Source organism: Streptomyces sp. NPDC087906 (genome assembly GCF_055584925.1).
In genome coordinates this window covers 228,087-250,605 of the sequence record NZ_JBVJLC010000003.1, presented here as the reverse complement: position 1 = coordinate 250,605, position 22,519 = coordinate 228,087, and the positions used below count along the sequence as shown (strand labels likewise).

The following is a 22,519-nucleotide window of genomic DNA, read 5'->3' as shown; positions in this document are numbered from 1 at the left end:
GATGCCCGACACCGTACTGACCGGGGACAGGGCCGGCCACGAGCCAGGTCATCACCACGACGACCACAGCCATGGCCACGAGCATGAGCACGACCACGAGCACGAGCACAGCCACGGCCATGACCACGATCACGGCCATGACCACGGTGTGGAGATACGGGCCGACGACCCGGACCATCCGCTGTGGGCGCGCGATCAGATCGTGCTGACCAGCGTCGGCATCGACATCGGCTCGGCCACCAGCCAACTGCTCTTCTCCCGCATCACCCTGCGCCGACTCGGCCGCGAACTGTCCAGTGCCTTCGCCGTCGTCGACCGGGAGACGGTCCACGAGTCGGCCGTCACACTCACCCCGTACGCGGAGGGGCTGCGCATCGACGAGACCGCGCTGCGGGCCGTCGTGGACGAGGCGTTCGCGCAGGCCGGGATCGCGCCCGACGAGGTCGACACCGGCGCCGTGATCCTGACCGGCGAGGCGACCCGCAGACACAACGCCCGCGCCATCGCCGACCTGTTCGCCGCCGCCAGTGGACGCTTCATCTGCGCGACGGCCGGACACGGCATGGAGGCGGTGCTCGCCGCGCACGGCTCGGGAGCCGTGGCCAGGAGCCGGGAGGGCGACGCCGCCCGGGTGCTCAACATCGACATCGGCGGTGGCACCACCAAACTGTCGGTGTGCGCGTCCGGCACCGTACGGTCCACCGCGGCGCTGCACCTGGGCGCGCGGCTCGTCGTGGTCGACGCGGAGGGGCGGATCGTCCGGCTTGAGCCCGCGGGCGCCCGGCTGGCGGCCCTGCTCGGTCTTGACTGGCGGCTGGGGGACCGGGCGGAGCCGGCCGAACTGGCCAGGCTCGCCGGGCTGATGGCGGACACCGTCGTCGCCACCGTCAGCGGCGGGCCGGACCCGGTCGAAGGGCTCGACTGGCTCGGGCTCACCGAACCGCTGACGGAATCCGGCCCTTACGGCGCCGTCCTGTTCTCCGGCGGCGTCGCCGAGTACGTGTACGGCCGCGAACCACGGGAGTTCGGCGACCTCGGGCCGCTGCTCGGGCGGGCACTGGTCGAGCGGTTCGCGCTGCTGCCGGGGCCCGTCGAGGACAGCCGCCGGGCGATCAGGGCGACCGTGCTCGGCGCCTCCCAGTACACCGTGCAGGTCAGTGGCAACACCCTGCACATCAGCGACCCCGGCCTGCTTCCGCTGCACAATCTGCGGGTGGTACGCCCCGCCGTCGAGCTGCCGGACACGGTGGACGCCGGGCAGGTGGCCGCCGCGATCGAACGGCACCTGAGCGGCGCGGAGTTCGCGGCGGACGACGCGCTGGTCTTCGGGTTCACCTGGAGCGGACTGCCGAGCTTCCCCCGGCTCGACGCCTTCGTCGAAGGCATCCGGCGCGGCCTGGCCGACCGGATCAGCCGCGGACTGCCGTTGTGCCTGCTCTTCGAGGGGGACATCGCGCGGACCGTCGGGGGGATCCTCGTCGACCAGGGAGTCACCGCACCGGTGATCTCCGTCGACGGCATCGCCGTCACCGAGTTCGACTTCGTGGACATCGGGGCCGTACTGACCAAGTCCGGGACGGTGCCCGTCTCGCTCAAGTCACTGGTGTTCTCGCTGTGACCGGCACCCTGGCCCCCGCCAGACCACCGCCGGGCCGGCGGCCGCCGACCGGCCCGGCGTTACCCGCTCACCGCCCCGGCTCAGGCCGTCTCGTTGAGCGCGTCCCGCACGGAAGCCTGGGCCTGCACCATCATGGGGGCGATCTCCCTCGCCTGCTCGATGTTCTCCAGCCGGGTGTTCGGTACCGCGACGGCGATCGCCGCCAGCGGATAGCCGATGAGATCGTAGATCGCCATTCCCACGGCGCAGATACTGCTCTCGCCCTCGCCGAAGTTCACCGCGTAACCCGTGTCGCGGATCTGGTCCAGCTCGGACTGCAACTCGCCCCACGTGGAGATGGAGTTCGGGGTACGGGTGTCCAACTGCCGGGTCGGGTAGCGCCGCCCCAGGTCGCTGCCCGGCAGCGCCGCCAGAATCGCCTTGCCGCCGGCCGTGCAGTGCGCCGGCAGGACGATTCCGGTACGGGAAGCGACACGGACGGCACGTGAACCCTCGACGCAGTCGATGAAGCGGACGCAGTCGCCTTCCAGCAGCAGCAGACTGACCGTCTCCTGGGTGTCCTCGCTGAGTTGTTCCAGCACCGGTCGCGCCGCGTGCCGGATGTCCACCCGGCCGATGGCGGCGAGACCTATCTCCAGCAGGGCGCGGCCCGGACGGTAGACACCGTTGGGCTTGTCCTGGGTCACGAAGCCTTGCCGGCGCAACGCGGTCAGCAGGCGGTGTGCGGTGGAGCGGGCGACGCCGAGGTCGTCGGCGGCCTCGGCCACGCGCAGTGCCCGGCGCTCGCCGATCAGATGCAGCAACCGCAAGGCGTTGTCGACCGATGACAGCCCCGACTGCGGTGTGAACGAGGCGGGCTGGTGGGGCTCATCGTGCGTTGTGTTCTTCATACCGGAATAGTAGCGCCATCTCTTTCAAGGCGCGGAATAATCACTAAGGTTGGGCTATGACATTCGTGTCGAATCATCGTGAGCTTCCTGTGCTCGTCCTGGGTGGTGGCCCCGTCGGTGTCACAGCGGCCTGGGCACTGGCCAGGGCCGGCGTGCGAGTGCATGTGATCGAGCGTGATCCGGTGCCGCGCACCGACTGGCGGGCCTCCACGTTCCATCCGCCGACCCTCGAACTGCTCGACGGGCTGGGCCTGTCGGCGCAGATGCACGCCGAGGGCCTTACGGTGCCGCGCTACCAGTACCGCGACCGCAAAGAGGGTCTCGTCGCCGAGTTCGACTTCACACTGCTCAAGGACGAGACGAAGTACCCGCACCGCCTCCAGCTCAACCAGCAGCACCTGGTGCGGATGCTGGTCGAGCGGCTGGTCGACGAACCCAACGTCACACTGCACTACGGCATCGAGGCCACCGCGATCCGGGTCACCGAGGACGGTGTGGCCGTCGACGGCAACGGCGCGGCCGGGCCCGAGACCCTGTACGGCAGCTTCCTGATCGCCGCCGACGGCGCCAGCTCCACCGCGCGCGGCCTGCTGGGCGTGCCGTTCGAGGGGTTCACCTACCCCGAGCGGTTCCTGATCGCCAGCACCAGCGCCGACTTCCGCGCGCTGATCCCCGACATCGCCGACGTCAACTACGTGGCCGACCCCGAGGAATGGCTCTTCCTGCTCCGCACGGTCGAGTCCTGGCGCGCGGTCTACCCCGTCCCGCAGGAGCAGAGCTACGAGCAGGCGACCGACGCCGCCGAGATGCAGAGCAGGCTCCAGGGCATCGCGCCGCTGCCCGCCGGCTACGAGATCGGCGACTACCAGATCTACCACGTGCACCAGCGGGTCGCGGGCGCGTTCGTTTCGGGCCCGTGCGCGCTGATCGGCGACGCGGCGCACATCAACAGCCCCCTCGGCGGGGTGGGGCTCAACAGCGGCATCCACGACGCCGTCGACCTCGCCCGCAGGCTCGCCCGGATCCTGCTCGAAGGCGCCGACGAGGACGCCGAGCTGGCCACCTTCGACGAGGTGCGCCGCCGGGTCGCCGTCGAGTACGTACAGGCCGACACCCGCCGCAACACCGAGCGGATCAGCGAGCGCGACGAGGCCAAGCGGCAGGCCAACCACGCCGAACTGCGCGCCGTCGCAGCCGACACCGACCGGGCGCGCGCCTGGTGCAGGCGCGCCTCACTGCTCGAATCGGTCGCCCGGTTCGGCATCGGCCTGCCGCCGCAGGACGTCCGCAGCCGTATCGAGGCCGCACCGGCCGCCACCGCGTGAGGGGCAGGAGAACCCATGACTTCCGACACGACATCAGCAGTGCCCACCGACGAGGAGTCCCGGCTCGCCGCCTTCTACTCCGATCTGGCCGCCGTCGATCTGCATCCGCTCTGGACGATCACCCGCGACCTGCTGCCGCCCAGCCCCCGGCCGCGTGCGGTGCCCTGGCTCTGGAACGCCCAGGTCCTGGCCGAACTCGCCGCGCGCGCCCTCGCGTTGGTACCGGTCGAGCGGGGCGGCGAGCGCCGGGTGCTGAGTCTCGGCAATCCGGGCCTCGGCGGACTGCCCTACGCGGCCGGCACGCTGTGGGGCGCCATCCAGTGCCTCGGCCAGGGCGAGACGGCCCCGGCCCACCGGCACACGCCCGGCGCCATCCGCTTCATCCTCTCCGGGGACGGCGTCGCCACCACCGTGGACGGCGACGTGTGCGACATGCACCCCGGCGACCTGGTGCTCACCCCGTCGTGGAACTGGCACGACCACAGCAGCACCAGCGACGGGCCGATGCTCTGGTTCGACGGGCTCGACCTGCCGATGATCGAGGCGCTCGACGCGGTGTTCTTCGAGCCGTACCCCGACTTCCGCCAGCCCGACGTGACACCGCACAACCGCTCGGAGACCCTGGCGGGTCCCGGACCCCGCTTCGTCAGCGGCGCGGTGCGCGACGTCGTCGCCGTCGAGCACTCGCCCCTGCTGGTCTACCGGTGGCAGGACACCGACCGGGAGCTGACCCGGCTGGTCGCCGGGAGCGGAGAGCCGCTGGTGAGCCTGGAGTTCGTCAGCCCCGCCACCGGCGCCAGCGTGCTGCCGACGATGAACTGCGCCATGCACCGGCTGGTCCCCGGTGCCCGCACGCTGCCGGTGCGCCGTACCGGCAACGCCGTCTACGTCGTCCATCGCGGCGCGGGCTCCTCGGTGATCGAGGGCCGCCGCTTCGACTGGTCGGAGGGCGACATGTTCGTCGTGCCCTCATGGGCCGCCGCCGAACACACCAGCGGTCCGGGCGCAGATCTGTTCAGCATCGGCGACAGCCCCGTGCTGCGGGCGCTCGGCATCTACCGCGAACTGGCCCTCGAAACCCCCCAGCAGGTGACCGGTGTCTTCACCCCGGTCACCCTCGACGACTCGGTGACCTCATGAAACTGGCGATATTCGACGACAACCGCCTCGGCGCCGTCACCGGCGACCACCTGGTGGACATCACCGGCGCACTGCCCTGGCCGCACGAACCCGACCCGCTGCTGGCCGGCTGGTGGCGCGCGCTGTGCCGGGACTACGCGTCCCTCGCCCCGGATCTCGCGGCCGTGGCCGAGAAGGGCCCCCAACTCCCGCTGGAATCGGTGACCTTGGCGGCGCCGGTGCTCGGCCCCACGAAGATCATCGCCTCGGCCAGCAACTATCGCGGCCATGTCGAGGAGATGCACGCCGTACAGCAGCGCACCCTGGGCGGCGTCGAGTCCTGGATGATGAACTTCGACGTCTTCCTCAAGGCGCCCTCCTCGATCACCGGTCCCGCCGGCACCGTCGTACTGCCGCGCGCCGTGCTCGGCGAAGGCAGCGAGATCCACCACGAGTCGGAGCTGGTCGTGGTGATCGGCACGGGCGGCAAGGACATCGCCGAACGGGACGCGCTCAGCCATGTGCTGGGCTACACGATCGGGCTCGACATCACCGTACGCAGCGCCGCCGACCGCTCGCGGCGCAAGAGCTACGACACCTTCAGCCCGCTCGGCCCCTGGCTGACCACGAGCGACGAGGCCGGCGACCCCGCCGACTTCGACATCCTGCTCACCTGCAACGGCCACCAGCGGCAGAGCGTCAACACCTCCGCACTCATCACATCGGTGCCGCGCATCGTCTCGTACGCGTCCCGGATGATGACACTGAACCCCGGGGACGTCATCTTCACCGGCGCGCCTCCCGGAGTCGGGCCCATCGTGCCCGGTGACGTACTGAAAGCCTCGATCAGCCGGCTCGGCGCGATGACACTCGCTGTCCGCGCGGAGACCGGCACCGCACCCCAATGAGGTATCTCCACACCGAGAACAGGTGAAGGCAATGTCGATGTCGATGAAGGTCAGAACCACCCTGCCCGCCGCCATGGTGCTGCTGGCCGTGAGTGCCTGTTCGAGCGGCTCGGACAGCGGCTCGGCCGACGGCGCGGCAGGTGCTGTGCCCGCCGCCGGCAAGTCCGTGGCGGCCGGGTGCCCCGACCCGGCCGGCACCCTGGCGAAGGCCGCCAAGAAGGAAGGCCAGGTGGTCATGACCGGCACACCTGACGGCAGTGTGCGTACGGACGTGCCCAAGGCGTTCGCCCAGACCTACGGTGTCAAGGTCAACTACGTCGGCGGCCGCAACAGCGACATCGCGGCCAAACTCCAGGCCGAGCGCAAGGCGGGCATCTACTCCCACGACGTCTTCGGCGGCGGCGGCAACACCATGTCGACCACCTACTACGCCCAGGACTGGCTCGGCGATCTGAAGACGGCGCTCGACCCCGGCCTGCTCACCGCCGCCAACTGGCGCGACGGCGCCGCCAAATGGGTCGACCCCGAGCAGAGCAAGATCCTCCAGCTCTCCAACTACGTGGACTCCGGCGTCGTCGTCAACACCAGCCTGGTCAAGGACGGCGACCTGACGACCTATCAGGACATGCTCGACCCCAAGTGGAAGGGGAAGATCGTCGTCGACGACCCGCGCTCCAACGGCGGCGCCATCTACGACGTGGGCGCCTTCAAGCAGGCGTACGGCGACTCCTTCCTCAAGTCCCTCTACGTCGACCAGAAGCCGACGCTCCTCACCGACCAGCGCCAGGAGCTGGACGACATCGCCCGCGGCAAGTACGCCTTCGGGATGTCGCTGCAGAACGCGGAGACCGAGAGCGCCCTCGCCGAAGGGCTGCCGCTCAAGCAGATCAAGCTCACCGGCGCGCCGCCCGTGACGACCGGCGGATCCAGCCTGCTCGCGCTCGACAACAAGGCACCGCACCCGAACGCGGCCAAACTGCTCGTCAACTGGCTGGTCTGCAAGGACGGCAACAAGGTCTGGACGGACGCGCTCCAGGTGCCCAGCATGCGCGCCGACGTGCCCGCCGCCGGCGATCTCGGCGCCTCCATCCCGGAGAAGGGCGGCGAGTACTACGACAGCTACGGCTGGAGCGTCCTGACCAAGGACGTCAAGGAGCTGCAGAAGACCATGGTCGGCCTGCTCGGCCCGCAGTAGCCCGCGCGCCAGGTACCGAGCAGGTCCCGTACGGCAGTTGGTCCCGCACAGCACCGGAGGTTCTCATGGCAGAGCGGCGGCCCGTCCGGCCACCCACCGCGTACGCGCGCTGGGCCGGGGGCCAGGGCATCGACATCGTCCCCGGCTTCCACATCCCCGATCTGCGCGCGGTACCGCTCAAGCCCTGGCCGATGACGGGCGGCGAGGGCTGCTTCATCAACCACGACGACAGCGACCGCAGCAACGACTGCTACGTGTCGCGGATCGCGCCCGGCGGGCACCTGCGCCGGGTGCGCCATCTCCACGAGGTCATGACCTACGTGCTGGCCGGCCGGGGCAGCACCACGGTGTGGGGACCCGACGGTACGGAGCAGAGCTTCGAATGGCAGCGGGGCGCGCTCTTCGCCGTCCCGCTGAACGTCCCGTACCAGCACTTCAACAGCAGCGGCGACCAGCCCGTGCTGCTGCTCTCGGTGACCAACGCCCCCGTCGTCATCAACCTGTTCGACGAGGACGAGTTCGTCTTCGACTGCCCCTACGACTTCCCCGCCCGCTTCTCCGGAGCCGCCGGCTACTTCAGCGGCGAAGGCACCCTGACCGGCCGGATGTGGGAGACCAACTTCGTCCCCGACGTACGGGACTTCCCGCTCGTCGACTACCGGGCGCGCGGCGCGGGCGGCACCAACGTCCAGTTCAAACTGGCCAGGAACACCATGATGGCGCATGTCTCGGAGTTCCCCGTCGGCACGTACAAGAAGGCGCACCGCCACGCGCCCGGCGCCCATGTCGTCATCCTCGGCGGCACCGGATACAGCCTGATGTGGCGGGAGGGCGAGCCGATCAGGCGCTACGACTGGGCGGAGGGCTCGCTCGTCATCCCACCCGGCGAGACGTTCCACCAGCACTTCAACACCGGCGCCACCCCGGCCCGTTACCTCGCCCTGCGCCATCTCAACGCGCGCAGGGACCCGGCGACAGGACTGCCGATGTCCTCGATCAGCACCCGGCTCGGCGGCGACCAGATCGACTATGAGGACGAGGACCCGCAGGTGCGCCGGATGTACCGCGACGCGTGCGCGGCGAACGGCATCGAGTCGCGGATGGCCGAGTTCCACGGTTCACGGGAGGACTGACAGATGACAACGACCGGCCAGGCCAGGGAGACGTTCTACGACGGCTGGATGCGCAAGGAGGGCCTGCCCGTCCACCGCGGCTACGGCATGCCCGACGTGCGCACCCTGGAGCGCGCCGACTGGGCGCGCACCGGCGGCAGGGCGGCCTTCGTCCACCTGCACGGCATGGAGGGCTTCACCGGGATGCAGATCGGCGAGATCGCCCCGCGCGCCTCGCTGGAGCGCCAGCGCCATCTGCACCAGCAGTTCGTCACCGTGCTCTCCGGGCGGGGCACGGCGGACGTCTGGCTGCCCGGCGACACCCGGCGCACCAGCTTCGAGTGGCAGCGCGGCAGCTTCTTCGCGATCCCGCTCAACTGCTCGTACGTGCTGCACAACACCGGCTCCGAACCGGTGCTCTACATGGCCGTCAACGACGCCCCGATGGTGCTGGACCTGTTCCACGACGAGGACTTCGTCTTCGCCAACGACTACCGGTTCACCGACCGGTTCACGCCCGGGGACGGGTACTACTCCGACAGCAAGCGGTACGAGAACTACTTCGGCGGGATCGCCGAGACCAACTTCATCGCCGACATCAACGAGATCGCCCTCGACTCCCTCGGCGCCAAGGGCAGCGGCGTCGACGCGACCGTCTTCGAGATGGCGGGCAACACCGTCGCCGCGCACATCACCTCCTGGCCGGTGGGCCGCTACCACAAGGCCCACCACCACCTCGGCGGGGCCGTGCTGTTCGGACTCCGGTCGGAGGGCTACGTCCTCATCTGGCCGCAGGAGGCGGGCAGCAGACCGTACGAGTCGGGCAACGGCGACCGGGTGGTGCGGGTGGAATGGGGTGAGGCGTCCGTCTACAGCCCGCCCAGCAAGTGGTTCCACCAGCACTTCAACACCGGGCCAGGCACCGCGCGGCAACTGGCCTTCCGCGGCGGGGTCAAGCACCCCACCGGGATCCGCAGGGCCGGCAACCCGATCGTGGGCGGCCGCCCCGGGGTGCTCGTCAGTGTGCGCGAGGGCGGCAGCCTGCTGCCGTACGGCGACGAGGACCCGCAGATCCGGCGCGACTACCGCGAGGCGCTGGCCGCACGCGGCGTCACACCCGACATGCCGGACGAGCTGTACGCGCCGACGCCCTGATCAGGAGTGGCCCCGGTACGCCAGCTCGCTCGCCAGCAGCGCCGCGCCCACCACCCCTGCCCTGGGGCCGAGTTCGGACATGACGATCGGCAGGTTCCGGGTGGCGAGCGGGAGCGAGCGCTTGTAGACGACGCTGCGGATCTCGGCCAGCAGCAGATGGCCGAGGCCGGAGAGCCCGCCGCCGATCACGATCATCGACGGGTTCATGAAGCTGACCAGCGTGGCCAGCACCTGGCCCACCCGGTGGCCGCCGGTGCGGATCAGATTGACGCAGGCGGTGTCACCGCCCGCGGCGCACTCGGCGACATCGACGGCCGTCAGTGAACCCTGGGCGGCCAGCCGGTCGGCGAGCTGCTGCGAACGACCCTCCAGAGCGGCGGCCGTGGCGTCCCTGGCGAGCGCGACACCGCCGAAGTACGCCTCCAGGCAACCGGTGTTGCCGCAGGAGCACACTGGGCCCGCCGACTCCGCCTCGACCTGGATATGGCCGATGTCCCCCGCGCACCCCTCGGCGCCCCGGTAGATACGGCCGTGGTGCTGCATGCCGGACCCGATGCCGCTGCCGATCTTCACGAACAGCAGATGGTCGACGGTGCGGGCGACGCCGCTGTGCTGTTCGCCCAGCGCCATCACATTGACGTCGTTGTCGACGACCACCGGGCAGTTGTGTTCGCGCGCCAGGGTGTCCCGTACCGGATAGCGGTTCCAGCCGACCATGATCGGCGGGGAGACCGGGATGCCCTCCCGGAAGCTGACCGGCCCCGGCAGCCCGATGCCGATGGCGGCGATTTCGGCGTAGTGGCCCTGGGCGCGCATCTTGTGCAGCAGTTCGCTGACCCGGGCCAGCGCGGCGACCGGACCCAGGTGGATGATGTCGGCCGCCTCGGTGACCGCCGCGACGGGTTCGAGCCTGCCGTCGGTGATCTCGATGTCGATGGAACTCGCGCCCATGTCGACGGCGGCGAACCGCACCCCGGGGTCGAGCTGGACCAGGGTGGAGCGCCGGCCGCCGCGCGAGGCGGCGGGTCCCGCCTCCAGCACCTTGCCCGCCGCGACCATCCGGTCGAGTTCGGCGAGCAGCCGTGGTCGCGGCACGTCGAGTTCGTTCGCCAACTGGGCGCGGGAAAGCGGGCCGTTGTCCCGCAGCCGGCTCAATACGCGGTACTCGATGCTCACAGTCTCACTTCCTCCGCACGCTCTCAGTTTCGGGCACCACGACACTGTTTGTACGGCTGTTGCGAACTTTCCTCGATTTTGCCAAAAGTAGTGACGGTGATGACCAAAGGGCGCGCCGCCCCACCGGTACGGCGGGGCGGCGCGCCACCAGGTCAGTCGGCCAGGCCCCCCTTCACGGCCTTCGCGTCGCGCGCCAGCGCGGCGCCCGCCGCCGCGTCCGGCACCAGGGCGGTGTCGCCCGCCGAAGCGGCGATCGAGTCGAGCACGGCCCCGGCCTGGCTCAGCCGGCCGGCCTCGGCGTGTGCCCGCGCCTGGTCGAGCCGTACGGTCAGCCGCTGCTGACCCTGTGCGGAGACCAGTCCGTCGGTACGGAACTGGGCGATGAGCGCGCCCAGTTCGGCGAACGACGTGGTCGTGGTGAAGTGCACGGTCTTCGTCGTGGTGTTGCCCGCCGCGTCGCGCGCCGTGACCTTCAGGTCATGGCCGCCCAGCGGGAGCCGCCACAACTGCACCTGGCGTCCCGAGGTGAGCGCGGCGCCGTCCAGGGTGCTGGTCGCCGTCGCCCCGCCGGAGACCGCGTCGGTGGTCGTGACCACCGGTGTGACGCGCTTGGAGTCTCCGTACGCGGCATCGGCGTCGACACCCGCGACCGTCACCGCGGGACCCGTCTTGTCGATCCGGACAGCGAGCGTCCCGACCTCGGAGACGTTCCCGCCGCTGTCGGTCGCCCGGTAGCGGACGGTGGTGTTGCCCTCGGTGGAGAGCGTGACCGCCGAGTTCGCCGACAGCCAGGTCGTACCGCCGTTGACGGAGTACTGGCGGCTGGCGACCGTGCCGTTGTCGGTGGCCGCCACGTTCAGCGTCACATTGCCGGTGTACCAGCCGTTGCCGCCCGTGGGCGCCGCCGGGTTGAGCGTGGCGGTCACCTTCGGCGGGGTCTTGTCGGCGACACCCGCGCCCTGGAAGGTCAGCGCGTCGAGTTCGACGCCGCCGCTGGAGGTGACGTAGAGCTGACCGCTGCCCGCAGGGGCGTTCGCCAGCGCGGTGGTGACGGTCTGCCAGCCCTCACCGGCCGGGACCGGGATGGTGGCGAAGGGCTCGGCCCTGGAGGAGTTCCAGTGCAGCGACAGGGTGCCCGCGCCGGACGTCCGGGTCTGCACGCCGGTGATACCGGCGAACGAGACCGGGTCGTAGGCGATCCAGTCGTTGGCGTCGAAGGCGGTCACCTTGCGCTGCCCGGAGGCCGTGGCGTCGTCGGTGATCGTGACACCCTCCGACAGGTCGTAGTGCTCGGCCTGCATCAGCGCCGGGTTGAGGATGACCTGCGCGTCGCCCGTGGCCGGCGGCACGCCGCCCGCGCCCCTGTCGGTGTACGTGATGCCGAGCACGGCGAAGACGTTCTCGGTGTCACCGTGCCCCGCGTCCGCCGGGGACACGACGGCGCCGGAGCAGCCGGTGCCGCTGTTGACCGGGTGGCCGTGCTGGTTGTGGCCGAGACCGAAGGTCCAGGCGACCTTGGCGCAGTCGATGTTGGTGCCGTCCTCCGGGTCGTCGATCTTGACCCCGTACGGCACCGCGTCACCCCAGTTGAAGAAGCCGCCGTTGGGCGGCTGGGTGATCTCGACGGTCGGAGCGGTGTTGCCCACCGTGATCTGACGACTCGTCAGACCGAACTTGCCCTGCGGGTCGGTGACCTTCAGCCGGGCCTGGTACTGGCCGTTCTCCGCGTAGGTGCGGCTGGCGGTCGGTCCTGTCGCGTCGAACGTGCCGTCGCCGTCCAGGTCCCACTGGTAGGTGAGGGCGCCGTTCTCCGGGTCGCTCGACCCCGAGGCGTCGAAGGAGACGGCCAGCGGCGCCTGCCCGGAGGACGGCTGCGCCTTGATCACCGCGGTGGGCGCCTTGTTGCCCTCGGCGTAGTCGATCCGGTAGAGACCCGCGTCGGGGTTCTGCCGGAAGAAGCCGTCGCCGTAGTCCAGGACGTACAGCGCGCCGTCGGGACCGAACTCCAGGTCCATCGGGTTGTCCCACGGCGGGATGCCGTTCTCGGACCGCTCGCTGTTGGGCAGCACGTTCTCCAGCTTGCTGACCGGTCCGTCGGGGCCTTCGAGGGTGAGGGCCGCGACGTAGTCCTGCGAGAACTCACCGAGGAACGCCTTGCCGTCCCAGTACTCCGGGAACTTGCCCGGGGCCGGGTTGTCGGCGTCGTAGTGGTAGACCGGGCCGCCCATCGGGGCCTGCCCGCCGGGGCCGCCTGGGCCGCGGAACGCGGTCAGTTCGGGCCAGGGCTGGTCGGTGTCCTTGTCCCCGTACCAGAGCGTGGCGGGGCTCGCGGCCGGCAGCGTGGTCAGACCGGTGTTCCAGCGCGAGTCGTTGACCGGCGCCGCGCAGTCGAAGGCGGGACCCGGGGTGAGGGTGGCGAAGTCGTAGTCCCGGTACGGGTGGGTGTTGTCACCCGTGCAGTACGGCCAGCCGCTGTTCAGCGGCTTGGTCGTGGTGTTCCACTCGACGTACCCCATGGGGCCGCGGTTCGGGTCGGCGTTGCCGGCGTCCGGACCGTAGTCGCCCCACATCACGGCGCCGGTGGCCTTGTCGACCGTCATCCGGTACGGGTTGCGCAGCCCCATCACGAAGATCTCGGGACGGGTCTTGGCGGTGCCGACCGGGAACAGGTTCCCGTCCGGGATCGTGTAACTGCCGTCGTCCTGCACGTGGATGCGCAGGATCTTGCCCTTGAGGTCGTTGGTGTTGCCCGACCCGCGGCGCTCGTCGAGGCCCGGGTTGTAGGTGGCGGCGTCGTTGATCGGGGTGTACCCGTTGACGTTGGGCCCCGAGGCCGGGGTGTTGCCACCGGTGGAGATGTACAGGTTGCCGTCGGCGTCGAAGTCCACGTCGCCCGCGACGTGGCAGCACTGGCCGCGGTTGGTGTTGACCCGGATGATCTCCTGGGCGGTGGTCAGGTCGAGCTTGTCACCCGTCCACTTGAAGCGGGTGAGGGTGTCGTAGCCCTCCCACTGCTTCCAGTACGAGTCGTCCTGCCCGGCCGGCAGCCGCTCGGGCGCTGAGCCCGTCGGTGTGTTCAGCGGCGGCGAGTAGTAGAGGTACACCCACTTGTTGGTCGCGAAGTCGGGGTCCAGGGTGACGGTCTGGAGCCCCATCTCGGAGTTCTGGTAGACCTCGACATGGTTGGCGATCTTGGTGACGCCGGTGCCGGGGTCGGTGAGCCGCAGATCGCCGTTGCGGGCGGTGTGCAGCACCCGGCTGTCCGGGAGTACGGCGAGGTCGATCGGCTCGCCCGTCTCCTTGGTCAGGGTGACCTTCTCGTAGTTCGCCCAGTCCAGGGCCGGGTCGGCTGCCGCGTGCTCGACGCCGTTGTGCGCGGTGGCGGTCGGCGCGAGCGCCACACCGCCCAACGCGGGCAACGCCGCTAGCAGGACGCCGGAGACGAGGCGTCTCAGGGTACGGTGCACGATGATGCTCTCCTTGGTCGCTGGCGGTTCAGGAGGGTGTGCGGCCGGGCCCGGCCCACCGCCCGCACCGTGGCTGCGGTGCGGAATCACGGCGGGCCGAGCCCGGCTGACGTGCTTGTGCTGTGCTGTGCGGGGTGGTGCATGTGCTGCCGGGGCGGATCGCCCGGACTAGCCGAGCAGTTCCTTCAGACCCGCGTAGCTGCGCTCGGCCGCACCGAGCGAACCCGGCGGGTTGGGCTGGGTGTTGACCGCGTTGTCCTGCTCCCACACGCCGAAGTGGCTGCCGCGCGCGCCGATCTCCCGGACGAAGCGCTCGTACGGCATGTCGCCCGCGCCGAACTCGACCATGCTGTAGCCGTCGCCGGCCGACGGGTTCGACGTGCCGTCCTTCATGTGGAACAGCGGGTAGCGGTAAGGCTGGTTGCGCACGTAGGCGGCCGGGTCGAAGCCGGGGAACCGGTACTGGCCGACGAAGGCCCAGTACACGTCCATCTCCAGATAGACGTGCCGCGGGTCGGTGTTCCTGAGGAACACGTCGTACAGCCGTACCGACGGCTGGTCGGTGGCGAAGGCGAACTCGCCCGCGTGGTTGTGCTGGTAGAGCTTGAGGCCGCGGGCGGTGGCCGCCGCGCCCCACTTGTTGAACTCCTCGGCGGCGGCGAGGTAGCCGGCGACCGTGTTGCTGTTCGACGGGGCGTTGGCGGTGCCGACGTGCGGCATGCCGAGGATCTCGGCCGCGTCGAGTTCGGCCTGGATGTTGCTGCGGAGGTTCCCGATGCCGACGTGACTGCCCACCGCGCGCAGCCCGTTGTCGTCGAGGATCTGTCTTATCTCCTGGAGGGTGATCTGGCGGCCCAGGATGGAGGTGTTCTGGGTGTACCCGGCGAACTCGATCTCCGTGTAGCCGATTCTGGCCAGTTCGGTCAGGACGACGGCGAAGCCGAGTGAGGTGACCTTGTCGCGGACGCTGTAGAGCTGGAGCCCGATGCGGTCCTTGGGGATGGACAGGATGCTCGGCGCTGCCGACGCCGAGGATGCCGTGGCCACACCGCCGACGACCGAGGCGGCGGCGAGTGCCACCGTGGTGCCCGCTGTGGCCCGCAGGAAGTCCCTGCGATCGAAGGACTTGTTCAGATTACCCACGGTAACTCCTGGCTGGTGGGGTGACGAGAGACGGAAGGGGCGCTGTGCGCGCTACCGGTACGTCAGGTGAACGGGACACCTGGGCCATGAGAGGCCGGCCCTAGAGGCCGGAGTCACCGGCCGCGCGGGCGTCGGCCCGTGCGGTGGCGGCGCGGGCCGCTGCCTTCTCGGCGAGGTCGCCGCCGCGGTCCTGGGGTGCCAGGCGGGCGGAGCGGGCGGCCGATGCCGTCACGGGGGCGGTCTCGCCGGTGACGGCGCCGCGGATCCGGGCCAGCGAACCGACCTGGAGCACCGGGCTGTTCCCGGTGGCGCTGAGGGCGCCGCGGACGATCGCGTTGTCCAGTACGGCGGTTGCCGTGTTGTCACTGACCGTCAGATTGCCACCGAGGTAGGTGGCACCCTCGCAGGTGCTGAGCGGGCCGTTGCCGCCGAGCTGGAGGTTGTCCGCGTTGTTCTTGTAGACCGTGGCGCCTTCGACCTCGCTGGCGCACAGCACGCCGCCCAGCGAGTTGCCACTGACCGTCAGGCCCTTGACGGTGGAGTCGTAGACGTCGGTGTAGAGGTTTCCCTCACCGGTGAGCGCCCCGCTGAGGGTGCTGCCGGAGACGTACAGCTCACCGTCGGAAGCGCTGACGGCGGCGAGCTTGGAGTCCACCGCGTAGACGAAGCCCTCGGTCGCGGTGACGGCCTTGGCCGTGGTGTCCTGCAGATGGGCGCCGAAGGCCGACGTGGTGGTCAGAGCGCCCTTGACGGTGCTGTTGTCGAGGTCCAGATAGCCGTTGTCGGCCACCGTGACAGCGCCGTTGAAGGTGACGCCTGAGCCGACGAGGTCGGCGCCGGCCTCCACCCGCACCGTGCCCTTGACCTTGGTGCCGGTCAGTGTGCACGACTGCCCGGCCGGCACGACCAGGTCACCGCCCACGGTCACGGCGCCGCCGTCTCCCACACAGGTGGTGTAGAGCGCCGCCTGGGCGGATCCGGCGAAGGCCACCAGCCCGCCGGACGCCACCAACGAGGCCGTGACAACGAGCGTACGGATCTTCATATCGCTTCCCTCCTGCTGCGATCACAGCCGCGACGATCGCGCGGCTGAGTGCCCCGTGGATACGGGGGTGCTGCGGGGCTGCCTGAGCAAGCGGCCGCCGACGCGGCGGCCGTGACGCCTCGGATCGGACTACGGCCCGACCAGTGGGGGGAGTGATGGTTCCGCCTCCGCTTGTAACGGGGGCGAAACACTTGCCTGGTTGGGCCGAGACACTAGGGCGCGGCAGGAGGGCTGTCCAGAGGTTTGGAACGAATCTCTAAAACTTTCTCATGATCCGTCAAAAGGTTTTGAGCGGGATCCATTTGTGCGACCAGGCCCTGACGGCCTCCATGACCGGTTCCAGGTCGAGCCCCTTCTCGGTGAGGTGGTACTCGACCTGGACGGGCGACGACGGCAGCACCCGACGCTCGATCAGACCCTCGTCCTCCAGGGTGTGCAGTCTTTGCGCGAGCATCGTGTCGCTCAGTCCCGGGACCGCGGCCTTGATCTGTGCGTAGCGGTGCTGGTCCGTGGCGAGGGCCCGCAGGATCGCGCCGCTCCAGCGGGCGCCGATCAGCTCGATCGCCGCGTGGTAGCGCGTGCAGACCGGGTGCGGTTCGTGCAGTTCGCTCATGGGTCGCCGCTCACCTCGTCAGGAGACCGGCGCCGGGCGCAGCGGGCGCAGCGTCGCCGACACCCGCACCACCTCGTCGAACATGGCCTTGGTCGATGTGGTCATGATCTCGTTCGGCACGACAGTACCGTCGTCGATGAACTGGTTGACGAACGGGACGTTGACGGCCTCCACGACCGGGGTCATCTTGAGCGCCGTCACCACCGACTTGAGCTGCTGCACGGCGCGCGTGCCGGCGGCGATGCCGCCGTAGCTGACGAACGCCACGGGCTTGTACTGCCACTCGTTGTGCAGGAAGTCGAGCGCGTTCTTCAGCGCCGCGCTGTAGCCGTGGTTGTACTCCGGCGTCACGAAAGCGAACGCGTCGGCGGCCGCCACCCGGGCGCTCCAGTCGCGGGTGTGCTGCTGCGTGTACGCGCCCAGCCGGGGGTGTCCCGGCTCGTCCATGAACGGCAGATTCAGCTTGGCGAGGTCGACCAGGTCGACCTCGGAGAAGCCGCCGTGCGCCGTGGCGGCGCTCTCGATCCACCGGCCGACCGGCAGCCCGACCCGGCCGGGGCGGTTGCTGCCGATGATGATCATGAGCTTGGTCATGCGGATGTCTCCTCGGTGCGTGCGTCTGAAGTCGTCTCAACGTATCAGTATTTCTTAGTAGCTAAGAATATCTTAGTGATGCGGATGATGTGGGAGCGATCACAGCCGGTGGCGGCTACCATCGGAGGACAAGATCGAGAGGTGACTCGTCTCACAGGCGGCACGGCGGTCCGCGGCACATGGGCGATCAGGGGCTGGGCAGGCGCCCTCCCGGAGATGCCCGGTGCGGGCGCCTTCACCGCTGACCTCACAGCCGCTCTCGCGGCTGATTCGGGATGGAGAACCCACGGTGCTGATGGCTCACCCCGCGATACTTCGCAACCTTGTCGAGCAGTACGAGGCGCTGCAGATCCGGCACGCGGACGAAGGCTCCATCGAGACGCTCCGGCGGCTGGAGGACGTGACGTACACGCTGTGCGTCTCGACCGGCACCCAGACCGTCGAGGCGGCCCTGGCCGTCGCCGAGCAGCAGCTCACGAACGCGCTCGCCGAGACCGTCCCCGTGGCACCAGGCCGCGCGGGTACGGGCGTCGCCGACGACGAGGTGCGGCTCACCGCTTGACGCGGTGCCGCGCCCGCAGCAGGAGGAGGACGGATCGCGAGTCCCGGTGGTGCCGACACCTACGCCGTGTGGAACAGCGTTCCCTACGCGGCGCTGGTGGTGGACGCGGCGGGCACGGTACGACTGGCGAACGACCTCGCGCTGGCCCTCTTCCCCGGCGCGGGACCCGGCGCCCGGCTCGCCGACGTCGTACCCCGCTGGCTCACGCTCGCCCATCAGGACCCGGTGCCGGACACGGTACGAGGACGGGTCGGCGCCCGCGCCTTCGAGGCGCGTCCCACCCGCAGACCCGACGGTGAAGTCGTCTGGTGGCTGGCCGAGGGACCCGGCGGCACCGCCCTGCGCGAGGCGCGGGAGGCGCTGCGGACCGAGCGCAGGCGCACCGCCTTCCTGACCGAGGCGTCGAACGCCCTGCTGTCCTCCCTCAACGCCGAACGGTGCGCGGACACCACGGCCCGGCTCGCCGCCGGGCATCTGGCCGACGCCGCGCTCGTGATCGCACCGCCCGCCGGGCGCGTACTGCCGGTGACCCGCTGCGGCCGGGGCGAGGCCCCGGTGCGCGAGCGGCGGACCGCCGAGCCGGCCGAGGTACCCGGCCTCGCCGAGGCGCTGGGCGGATTCCCGCCCGTCCCGTCCCGCTGGATCGACCCCGCCCATGTCCCCGGCTGGGTGGTGCCGGAAGGATTCGGCCCGGTCGGCTCGATCGTGGTCACCCCGCTGCCGGGACAGGGCGGCCCGGCCGGCGCCTTGATCCTGCTCCGGTACTCGACGACGGAGTCGTTCACCGAGGACGAGGAGATCATCGTCCGGCTGTTCGCCGCGCGGGCCGGCGCGGCGCTCTACGCGGCGCGGATGTACCTGGACCAGGCCGCCATCACCGAGACGCTCACGGCGGAACTGCTGCCGCCCTCGCTCGACCAGGTCGCCGGCGTCGAACTCGCCGCCGGGTACCGGGCGGCGGGCGACGCCGAGCGCGTCGGCGGCGACTTCTACGACGTACACCCCACAGGTCCGGCCGCTCCGGACGCGGGCGCGGCCCCGAGCGGTGAGTACCTGGTGGTCCTCGGCGACGTGTGCGGCAAGGGACTTGAGGCGGCCGTACTGACCGGCAAGATCCGCAACACCCTGCACGCGCTGGTCCCGATGGCCGACGACCACCCGCGGATGCTCCGGCTGCTCAACGGGGCGCTGCTCAGCTCCCGGAGCGCCCGCTTCGCCACCCTGGTGATGGCGTCGACGAGGCGCGAGGGCAGTCACGTACGGCTGCGGCTCACCAGCGCCGGCCACCCCGCGCCGCTGATCGTGCGCTCCGACGGCCGGGTGGAGGAGACGGCGACCCGCGGCACCCTCGTCGGCGCGCTGACCGAGATCGAGGCGCACACCGTGGAGACGAGCCTCGCACCCGGCGACACCTGCGTGCTGTTCACCGACGGCATCACCGAGGCCAGGGGAGGCCCGCTGGGCGGCGAGCTGTTCGGCGACGACAGGCTGCGCGGCGTCCTGGCCGAATGCGCGGGACTGCCCGGGGGCGCCCTGGTGGAACGGGTGCAGATGCTCGCGTCCCAGTGGGTGTCCGGCGGCCCGCACGACGACATGGCGATCGTCGCCGTCACCGCCCCGCGCACCCACCACCTCGGCGCCCACGGCGGCCACGGCTCGGGCAGGTCCACCCCATGACGCCCTCTTCGATCCCGCGGCTCGACCCGACCCCGCCGCTCGACCGCCTGCGGGAGCGCCTGTGGGAGGCGGTCCGTGGCGGCGACGAGGAAGCGGCGGTCGACACCGTGTCCGGCGCGCTGGACACCGGCACCGACCCGGAGAGCCTGCTGCTCGACGTCATCGGCCATATCCAGCGGAAGATCGGCGACGAGTGGGCCGGCGCCCGGATGACCGTCGCCGAGGAGCACGCGGCGACCGCCATCAACGAGCGTGCCGTCGACGCCGCGGCTCACCACCCCGCCGCCCGCCGTCCGCGCACCCGTGGCCGGATCGCCGTGGCCTGCGTGGACGGCGAATGGCACGCGCTGCCCGCGCGGCTGCTCGCCGAGGTGCTGCGGCTGCGCGGCTGGCACGTCGACTACCTCGGCACGCAGGTGCCGGCGCCCCGACTCGTCGCGCATGTGCACCGCACGGGCCCCGACGTCGTGGCCCTGTCCAGCTCGATCGCCACCCGGCTGCCCGCGGCGCACACCGCCATCACCGCGTGCCAGGCTGCGGGGGTGCCGGTCCTGGTCGGCGGCGCGGCCTTCGGCCACGACGGCCGGTACGCACGCCTCCTCGGCGCCGACGCCTGGGCGCCCGACGCCAGAGCCGCGGCGGCGCGGCTCGCGGCGGCGCCGCTGGCCGAGCCGCACCCGCCGCGCAGCACGGAGGCGGACCTGCCGCACCTGGCGGATCACGAGTACACCCTCGTCGCCCGCTCGGCGCCGCAACTGGTCAGGACGGTCCTGGCCCGCCTGGAGGAGCGCTTCCCCGCGATGCGCGCGTACGAAGCGGCGCGCCGGGAGGCCATCGCCGAGGACCTCTCGCACATCGTGCGGTTCCTGGCAGCCGCGCTCTACACCGACGACGCGGAGCTGTTCACCGGCTATCTCCTCTGGACCACCGACATCCTGAACGCGCGCGGTGTGCCCCTCCCCTCGCAGCTTCCCGTGCTGGAGCTGCTGGGGGAGCAGCTCAAGGACTTCCCCCGCGCCGCCGGCCTGCTCGACCAGGCCCGCACGGCCGCCCGTGGTGGCGCGGCCGTGCGGGGTGACGGACGAGGTCGTGACGGATGACGTCGTGACGGATGAGGTGGTGACGCGTGCGGCCCGGCGGCGGGCGGCTCAGACCACCATCCAGTCCAGTACCGCGGTGCTCTGCAGATAGACGAGCACGCACATGAACAGCAGGAACACCAGGCTCCAGCCGATGACCCTGCGGAACAACACCCCTTCCTTGCCTTCGAGTCCGACGGCCGCCGCCGCGATGGCCAGGTTCTGCGGGGAGATCATCTTGCCCAGCACACCGCCCGACGAGTTCGCCGCCGCCATCAGCGTCGGCGACAGGTGCGCCTGCCCGGCCGCGGTGATCTGCAGCGCCCCGAACAGCGAGTTGGACGAGGTGTCCGAACCGGTCACCGCGACGCCCAGCCAGCCGAGGATGGGCGAGAGGAACGCGAACAGACCCCCGGCGCCCGCCACCCACAGACCGAGCGTCGTCGTGGCGCCCGACTCGTTCATGATGTAGCCGAGCCCCAGCACCAGCATCACGGTGAGGATCGCGAACTTGAGCTGGTCCAGGGTGTGTCCGTACGCCTTGAGGCCGCGCTTCGGCCCCATCTGCAGGACGGCCATGCTGAGCAGCCCCGAGATCAGCAGCAACGTGCCGGCCGCCGACAGGTAGTTGAGCTTGAACGTCGTCGCGACCGGCTTGCCGGCCTCGTTGAGTATTTGCAGTCCTGGCCAGTTGACGATATGCGTCACCGCTTCGATGCCGGTGCCCGTCTCGCCCGCCTTCGCAGGCGGCGTGCCCGTGATGGCCGGTACCCGGGTCGCCAGCACGAACACCACGATGACGATGAGGTAGGGCGCGTACGCCTTGAAGACGTCCAGCGGTGAGTCGTGCGTCCGCTGGTCGGCCTCGGCCCTCGTCCGGGTCACGGCCCCGCCACCGCCGCCGGCCGGGGCGGCGACGCCGCCGCTGCCGGGCTCGGTGTCCGTACCGTCCGCACCGTCCGTACCGGCTTCCTCGCTGCGCGCCTCGTTCTCCGTGTAGCTGCCCTTGGCGTGCCACACCCGGGTGAAGACGAGCACGGCCAGCGCGGAGGCCAGCGCCGCGATGATGTCCGCGAGCTGTACGGACCAGAAGTTCGACGACAGGTACTGGAAGACGGCGAAGACCGCACCGCACACCAGGGCAGGCGGCCAGGTCTGCCGCAGCCCCCGCTTGCCGTCCACGATGAACACCAGCGCGAGCGGCACGAACAGGGCGAGCACCGGAGTCTGCCGGCCCACCATCGCACCCAGGTCGTCGACGGGCAGACCCGTGACACCGGAGAGCGTGGTGATGGGGACGGCGATCGCGCCGAACGCCACCGGCGCCGTGTTGGCGACCAGCGCGACCGTCGCCGCCTTGATGGGCCGGAAGCCCAGGGCTATCAGCATGACCGAGCTGATCGCCACCGGCGTCCCGAAGCCGGCCAGGGCCTCCATCAGCGCGCCGAAGCAGAAGGCGATGATGATGGCCTGCACCCGCTGGTCGTCGCTGATGGAGGCGAACGACCTGCGGAGCACGTCGAAGTGGCCCGTCTCCACCGTGAGGTTGTAGACCCAGATCGCGTTGATCACGATCCACATGATCGGGAAGAACCCGAAGGCGGCCCCGAGGAGCCCGCTGTTGAGCGCGTCCCCGATCGGCATCGAGTACGCCCAGATCGCGATGACGACGGAGACGGCGAGCGAGATCAGCGAAGCCAGCCACGCCTTCATACGCAGCACACCGAGCAGTACGAACAGCACGAGCAGCGGCAGGATCGCGACGAGCGACGACAGACCCAGCGAATTGTTGAGCGGACTGTAGTCCTGTTGATAATCGGCCAACAGCATGGAACACCTCT

Annotated in this window: 18 protein-coding genes; 10 read left to right on the top strand and 8 right to left on the bottom strand. The window is 70.4% G+C overall.

Features of this window, described 5'->3' with window-relative positions; all coding sequences use genetic code 11:
• Position 1: 1 nt before the first annotated feature.
• Positions 2-1,618 carry an ethanolamine ammonia-lyase reactivating factor EutA gene (locus tag ACZ63I_RS10620; protein WP_469337394.1) on the top strand — a complete coding sequence of 539 codons (1,617 nt, stop codon included), beginning with the start codon at positions 2-4 and terminating at the stop codon, positions 1,616-1,618.
• A gap of 80 nt (positions 1,619-1,698) precedes the next feature.
• Here ACZ63I_RS10620 and ACZ63I_RS10615 read toward each other — a convergent pair whose 3' ends face one another.
• Positions 1,699-2,508 (bottom strand): IclR family transcriptional regulator, encoded by an 810-nt coding sequence (locus tag ACZ63I_RS10615; protein ID WP_469337392.1) that lies wholly within the window; start codon positions 2,506-2,508, stop codon positions 1,699-1,701.
• A gap of 56 nt (positions 2,509-2,564) precedes the next feature.
• Between ACZ63I_RS10615 and ACZ63I_RS10610 the strand changes: the two genes are divergently transcribed.
• The 6 genes from ACZ63I_RS10610 to ACZ63I_RS10585 all read left to right on the top strand — a co-directional run bounded on the left by ACZ63I_RS10610 (position 2,565) and on the right by ACZ63I_RS10585 (position 9,322).
• On the top strand, positions 2,565-3,833 hold the full coding sequence (locus tag ACZ63I_RS10610; protein WP_469337390.1) for an FAD-dependent oxidoreductase: 1,269 nt from the start codon (positions 2,565-2,567) through the stop codon (positions 3,831-3,833).
• Between the two features lie 15 nt (positions 3,834-3,848).
• Entirely contained in the window at positions 3,849-4,973 is a 1,125-nt protein-coding gene (locus ACZ63I_RS10605; protein WP_469337389.1) for a cupin domain-containing protein, read from the top strand.
• Positions 4,970-5,860 (top strand): fumarylacetoacetate hydrolase family protein, encoded by an 891-nt coding sequence (locus ACZ63I_RS10600; protein ID WP_469337387.1) that lies wholly within the window; start codon positions 4,970-4,972, stop codon positions 5,858-5,860. The genes ACZ63I_RS10605 and ACZ63I_RS10600 overlap by 4 nt, the downstream gene beginning before the upstream one ends.
• Positions 5,861-5,891: 31 nt before the next feature.
• On the top strand, positions 5,892-7,055 hold the full coding sequence (locus ACZ63I_RS10595; RefSeq protein ID WP_469337385.1) for an ABC transporter substrate-binding protein: 1,164 nt from the start codon (positions 5,892-5,894) through the stop codon (positions 7,053-7,055).
• Positions 7,056-7,120: 65 nt separating this feature from the next.
• Complete coding sequence (locus ACZ63I_RS10590) at positions 7,121-8,188, top strand: cupin domain-containing protein (RefSeq protein WP_469337383.1); 1,068 nt, start codon at positions 7,121-7,123, stop codon at positions 8,186-8,188.
• A 3-nt stretch (positions 8,189-8,191) separates the two neighbouring features.
• Positions 8,192-9,322, top strand: a complete 1,131-nt coding sequence (locus tag ACZ63I_RS10585; RefSeq protein ID WP_469337381.1) for a cupin domain-containing protein — start codon at positions 8,192-8,194, stop codon at positions 9,320-9,322.
• Here the strand turns inward: ACZ63I_RS10585 and ACZ63I_RS10580 are convergent, their stop codons facing one another.
• The 6 genes from ACZ63I_RS10580 to ACZ63I_RS10555 form a co-directional block, all read right to left on the bottom strand.
• On the bottom strand, positions 9,323-10,498 hold the full coding sequence (locus ACZ63I_RS10580; protein WP_469337379.1) for an ROK family transcriptional regulator: 1,176 nt from the start codon (positions 10,496-10,498) through the stop codon (positions 9,323-9,325).
• 152 nt (positions 10,499-10,650) lie between these two features.
• Entirely contained in the window at positions 10,651-13,965 is a 3,315-nt protein-coding gene (locus tag ACZ63I_RS10575; protein WP_469337377.1) for a PQQ-dependent sugar dehydrogenase, read from the bottom strand.
• Positions 13,966-14,133: 168 nt separating this feature from the next.
• On the bottom strand, positions 14,134-15,108 hold the full coding sequence (locus tag ACZ63I_RS10570; RefSeq protein WP_469337375.1) for a sugar phosphate isomerase/epimerase family protein: 975 nt from the start codon (positions 15,106-15,108) through the stop codon (positions 14,134-14,136).
• A gap of 100 nt (positions 15,109-15,208) precedes the next feature.
• On the bottom strand, positions 15,209-16,153 hold the full coding sequence (locus tag ACZ63I_RS10565; RefSeq protein ID WP_469337373.1) for a hypothetical protein: 945 nt from the start codon (positions 16,151-16,153) through the stop codon (positions 15,209-15,211).
• Between the two features lie 277 nt (positions 16,154-16,430).
• Positions 16,431-16,766 (bottom strand): winged helix-turn-helix transcriptional regulator, encoded by a 336-nt coding sequence (locus ACZ63I_RS10560; RefSeq protein WP_469337372.1) that lies wholly within the window; start codon positions 16,764-16,766, stop codon positions 16,431-16,433.
• Between the two features lie 18 nt (positions 16,767-16,784).
• The gene (locus ACZ63I_RS10555) at positions 16,785-17,360 is read right to left on the bottom strand and encodes an NADPH-dependent FMN reductase (RefSeq protein ID WP_469337370.1); all 576 of its coding nucleotides are present in this window, start codon (positions 17,358-17,360) and stop codon (positions 16,785-16,787) included.
• 295 nt (positions 17,361-17,655) lie between these two features.
• On the opposite strand from ACZ63I_RS10555, the gene ACZ63I_RS10550 reads away from it, so the two are divergent.
• From ACZ63I_RS10550 to ACZ63I_RS10540, 3 genes are all read left to right on the top strand, one after another.
• Positions 17,656-17,922, top strand: a complete 267-nt coding sequence (locus ACZ63I_RS10550) for a DUF5133 domain-containing protein (RefSeq protein ID WP_469338322.1) — start codon at positions 17,656-17,658, stop codon at positions 17,920-17,922.
• Positions 17,923-17,988: 66 nt separating this feature from the next.
• Positions 17,989-19,599 carry a PP2C family protein-serine/threonine phosphatase gene (locus ACZ63I_RS10545; protein WP_469337368.1) on the top strand — a complete coding sequence of 537 codons (1,611 nt, stop codon included), beginning with the start codon at positions 17,989-17,991 and terminating at the stop codon, positions 19,597-19,599.
• Positions 19,596-20,699 carry a cobalamin B12-binding domain-containing protein gene (locus tag ACZ63I_RS10540; protein ID WP_469337366.1) on the top strand — a complete coding sequence of 368 codons (1,104 nt, stop codon included), beginning with the start codon at positions 19,596-19,598 and terminating at the stop codon, positions 20,697-20,699. The genes ACZ63I_RS10545 and ACZ63I_RS10540 overlap by 4 nt, the downstream gene beginning before the upstream one ends.
• A 48-nt stretch (positions 20,700-20,747) precedes the next feature.
• On the opposite strand, the gene ACZ63I_RS10535 is transcribed toward ACZ63I_RS10540, so the two are convergent.
• Entirely contained in the window at positions 20,748-22,508 is a 1,761-nt protein-coding gene (locus tag ACZ63I_RS10535; protein ID WP_469337364.1) for an L-lactate permease, read from the bottom strand.
• Positions 22,509-22,519 lie beyond the last annotated feature (11 nt).

What these genes read in the sequence shown, in the direction of transcription:
- ACZ63I_RS10595 (WP_469337385.1), top strand. Translation starts at nt 5,892, where the DNA reads ATGTCGATGTCGATGAAGGTCAGAACCACCCTGCCCGCCGCCATGGTG.
- ACZ63I_RS10565 (WP_469337373.1), bottom strand. Translation starts at nt 16,153, where the DNA reads ATGAAGATCCGTACGCTCGTTGTCACGGCCTCGTTGGTGGCGTCCGGC.
- ACZ63I_RS10555 (WP_469337370.1), bottom strand. Translation starts at nt 17,360, where the DNA reads ATGACCAAGCTCATGATCATCATCGGCAGCAACCGCCCCGGCCGGGTC.
- ACZ63I_RS10615 (WP_469337392.1), bottom strand. Translation starts at nt 2,508, where the DNA reads ATGAAGAACACAACGCACGATGAGCCCCACCAGCCCGCCTCGTTCACA.
- ACZ63I_RS10540 (WP_469337366.1), top strand. Translation starts at nt 19,596, where the DNA reads ATGACGCCCTCTTCGATCCCGCGGCTCGACCCGACCCCGCCGCTCGAC.
- ACZ63I_RS10605 (WP_469337389.1), top strand. Translation starts at nt 3,849, where the DNA reads ATGACTTCCGACACGACATCAGCAGTGCCCACCGACGAGGAGTCCCGG.
- ACZ63I_RS10560 (WP_469337372.1), bottom strand. Translation starts at nt 16,766, where the DNA reads ATGAGCGAACTGCACGAACCGCACCCGGTCTGCACGCGCTACCACGCG.
- ACZ63I_RS10600 (WP_469337387.1), top strand. Translation starts at nt 4,970, where the DNA reads ATGAAACTGGCGATATTCGACGACAACCGCCTCGGCGCCGTCACCGGC.
- ACZ63I_RS10590 (WP_469337383.1), top strand. Translation starts at nt 7,121, where the DNA reads ATGGCAGAGCGGCGGCCCGTCCGGCCACCCACCGCGTACGCGCGCTGG.
- ACZ63I_RS10585 (WP_469337381.1), top strand. Translation starts at nt 8,192, where the DNA reads ATGACAACGACCGGCCAGGCCAGGGAGACGTTCTACGACGGCTGGATG.
- ACZ63I_RS10550 (WP_469338322.1), top strand. Translation starts at nt 17,656, where the DNA reads ATGGCTCACCCCGCGATACTTCGCAACCTTGTCGAGCAGTACGAGGCG.
- ACZ63I_RS10620 (WP_469337394.1), top strand. Translation starts at nt 2, where the DNA reads ATGCCCGACACCGTACTGACCGGGGACAGGGCCGGCCACGAGCCAGGT.
- ACZ63I_RS10535 (WP_469337364.1), bottom strand. Translation starts at nt 22,508, where the DNA reads ATGCTGTTGGCCGATTATCAACAGGACTACAGTCCGCTCAACAATTCG.
- ACZ63I_RS10610 (WP_469337390.1), top strand. Translation starts at nt 2,565, where the DNA reads ATGACATTCGTGTCGAATCATCGTGAGCTTCCTGTGCTCGTCCTGGGT.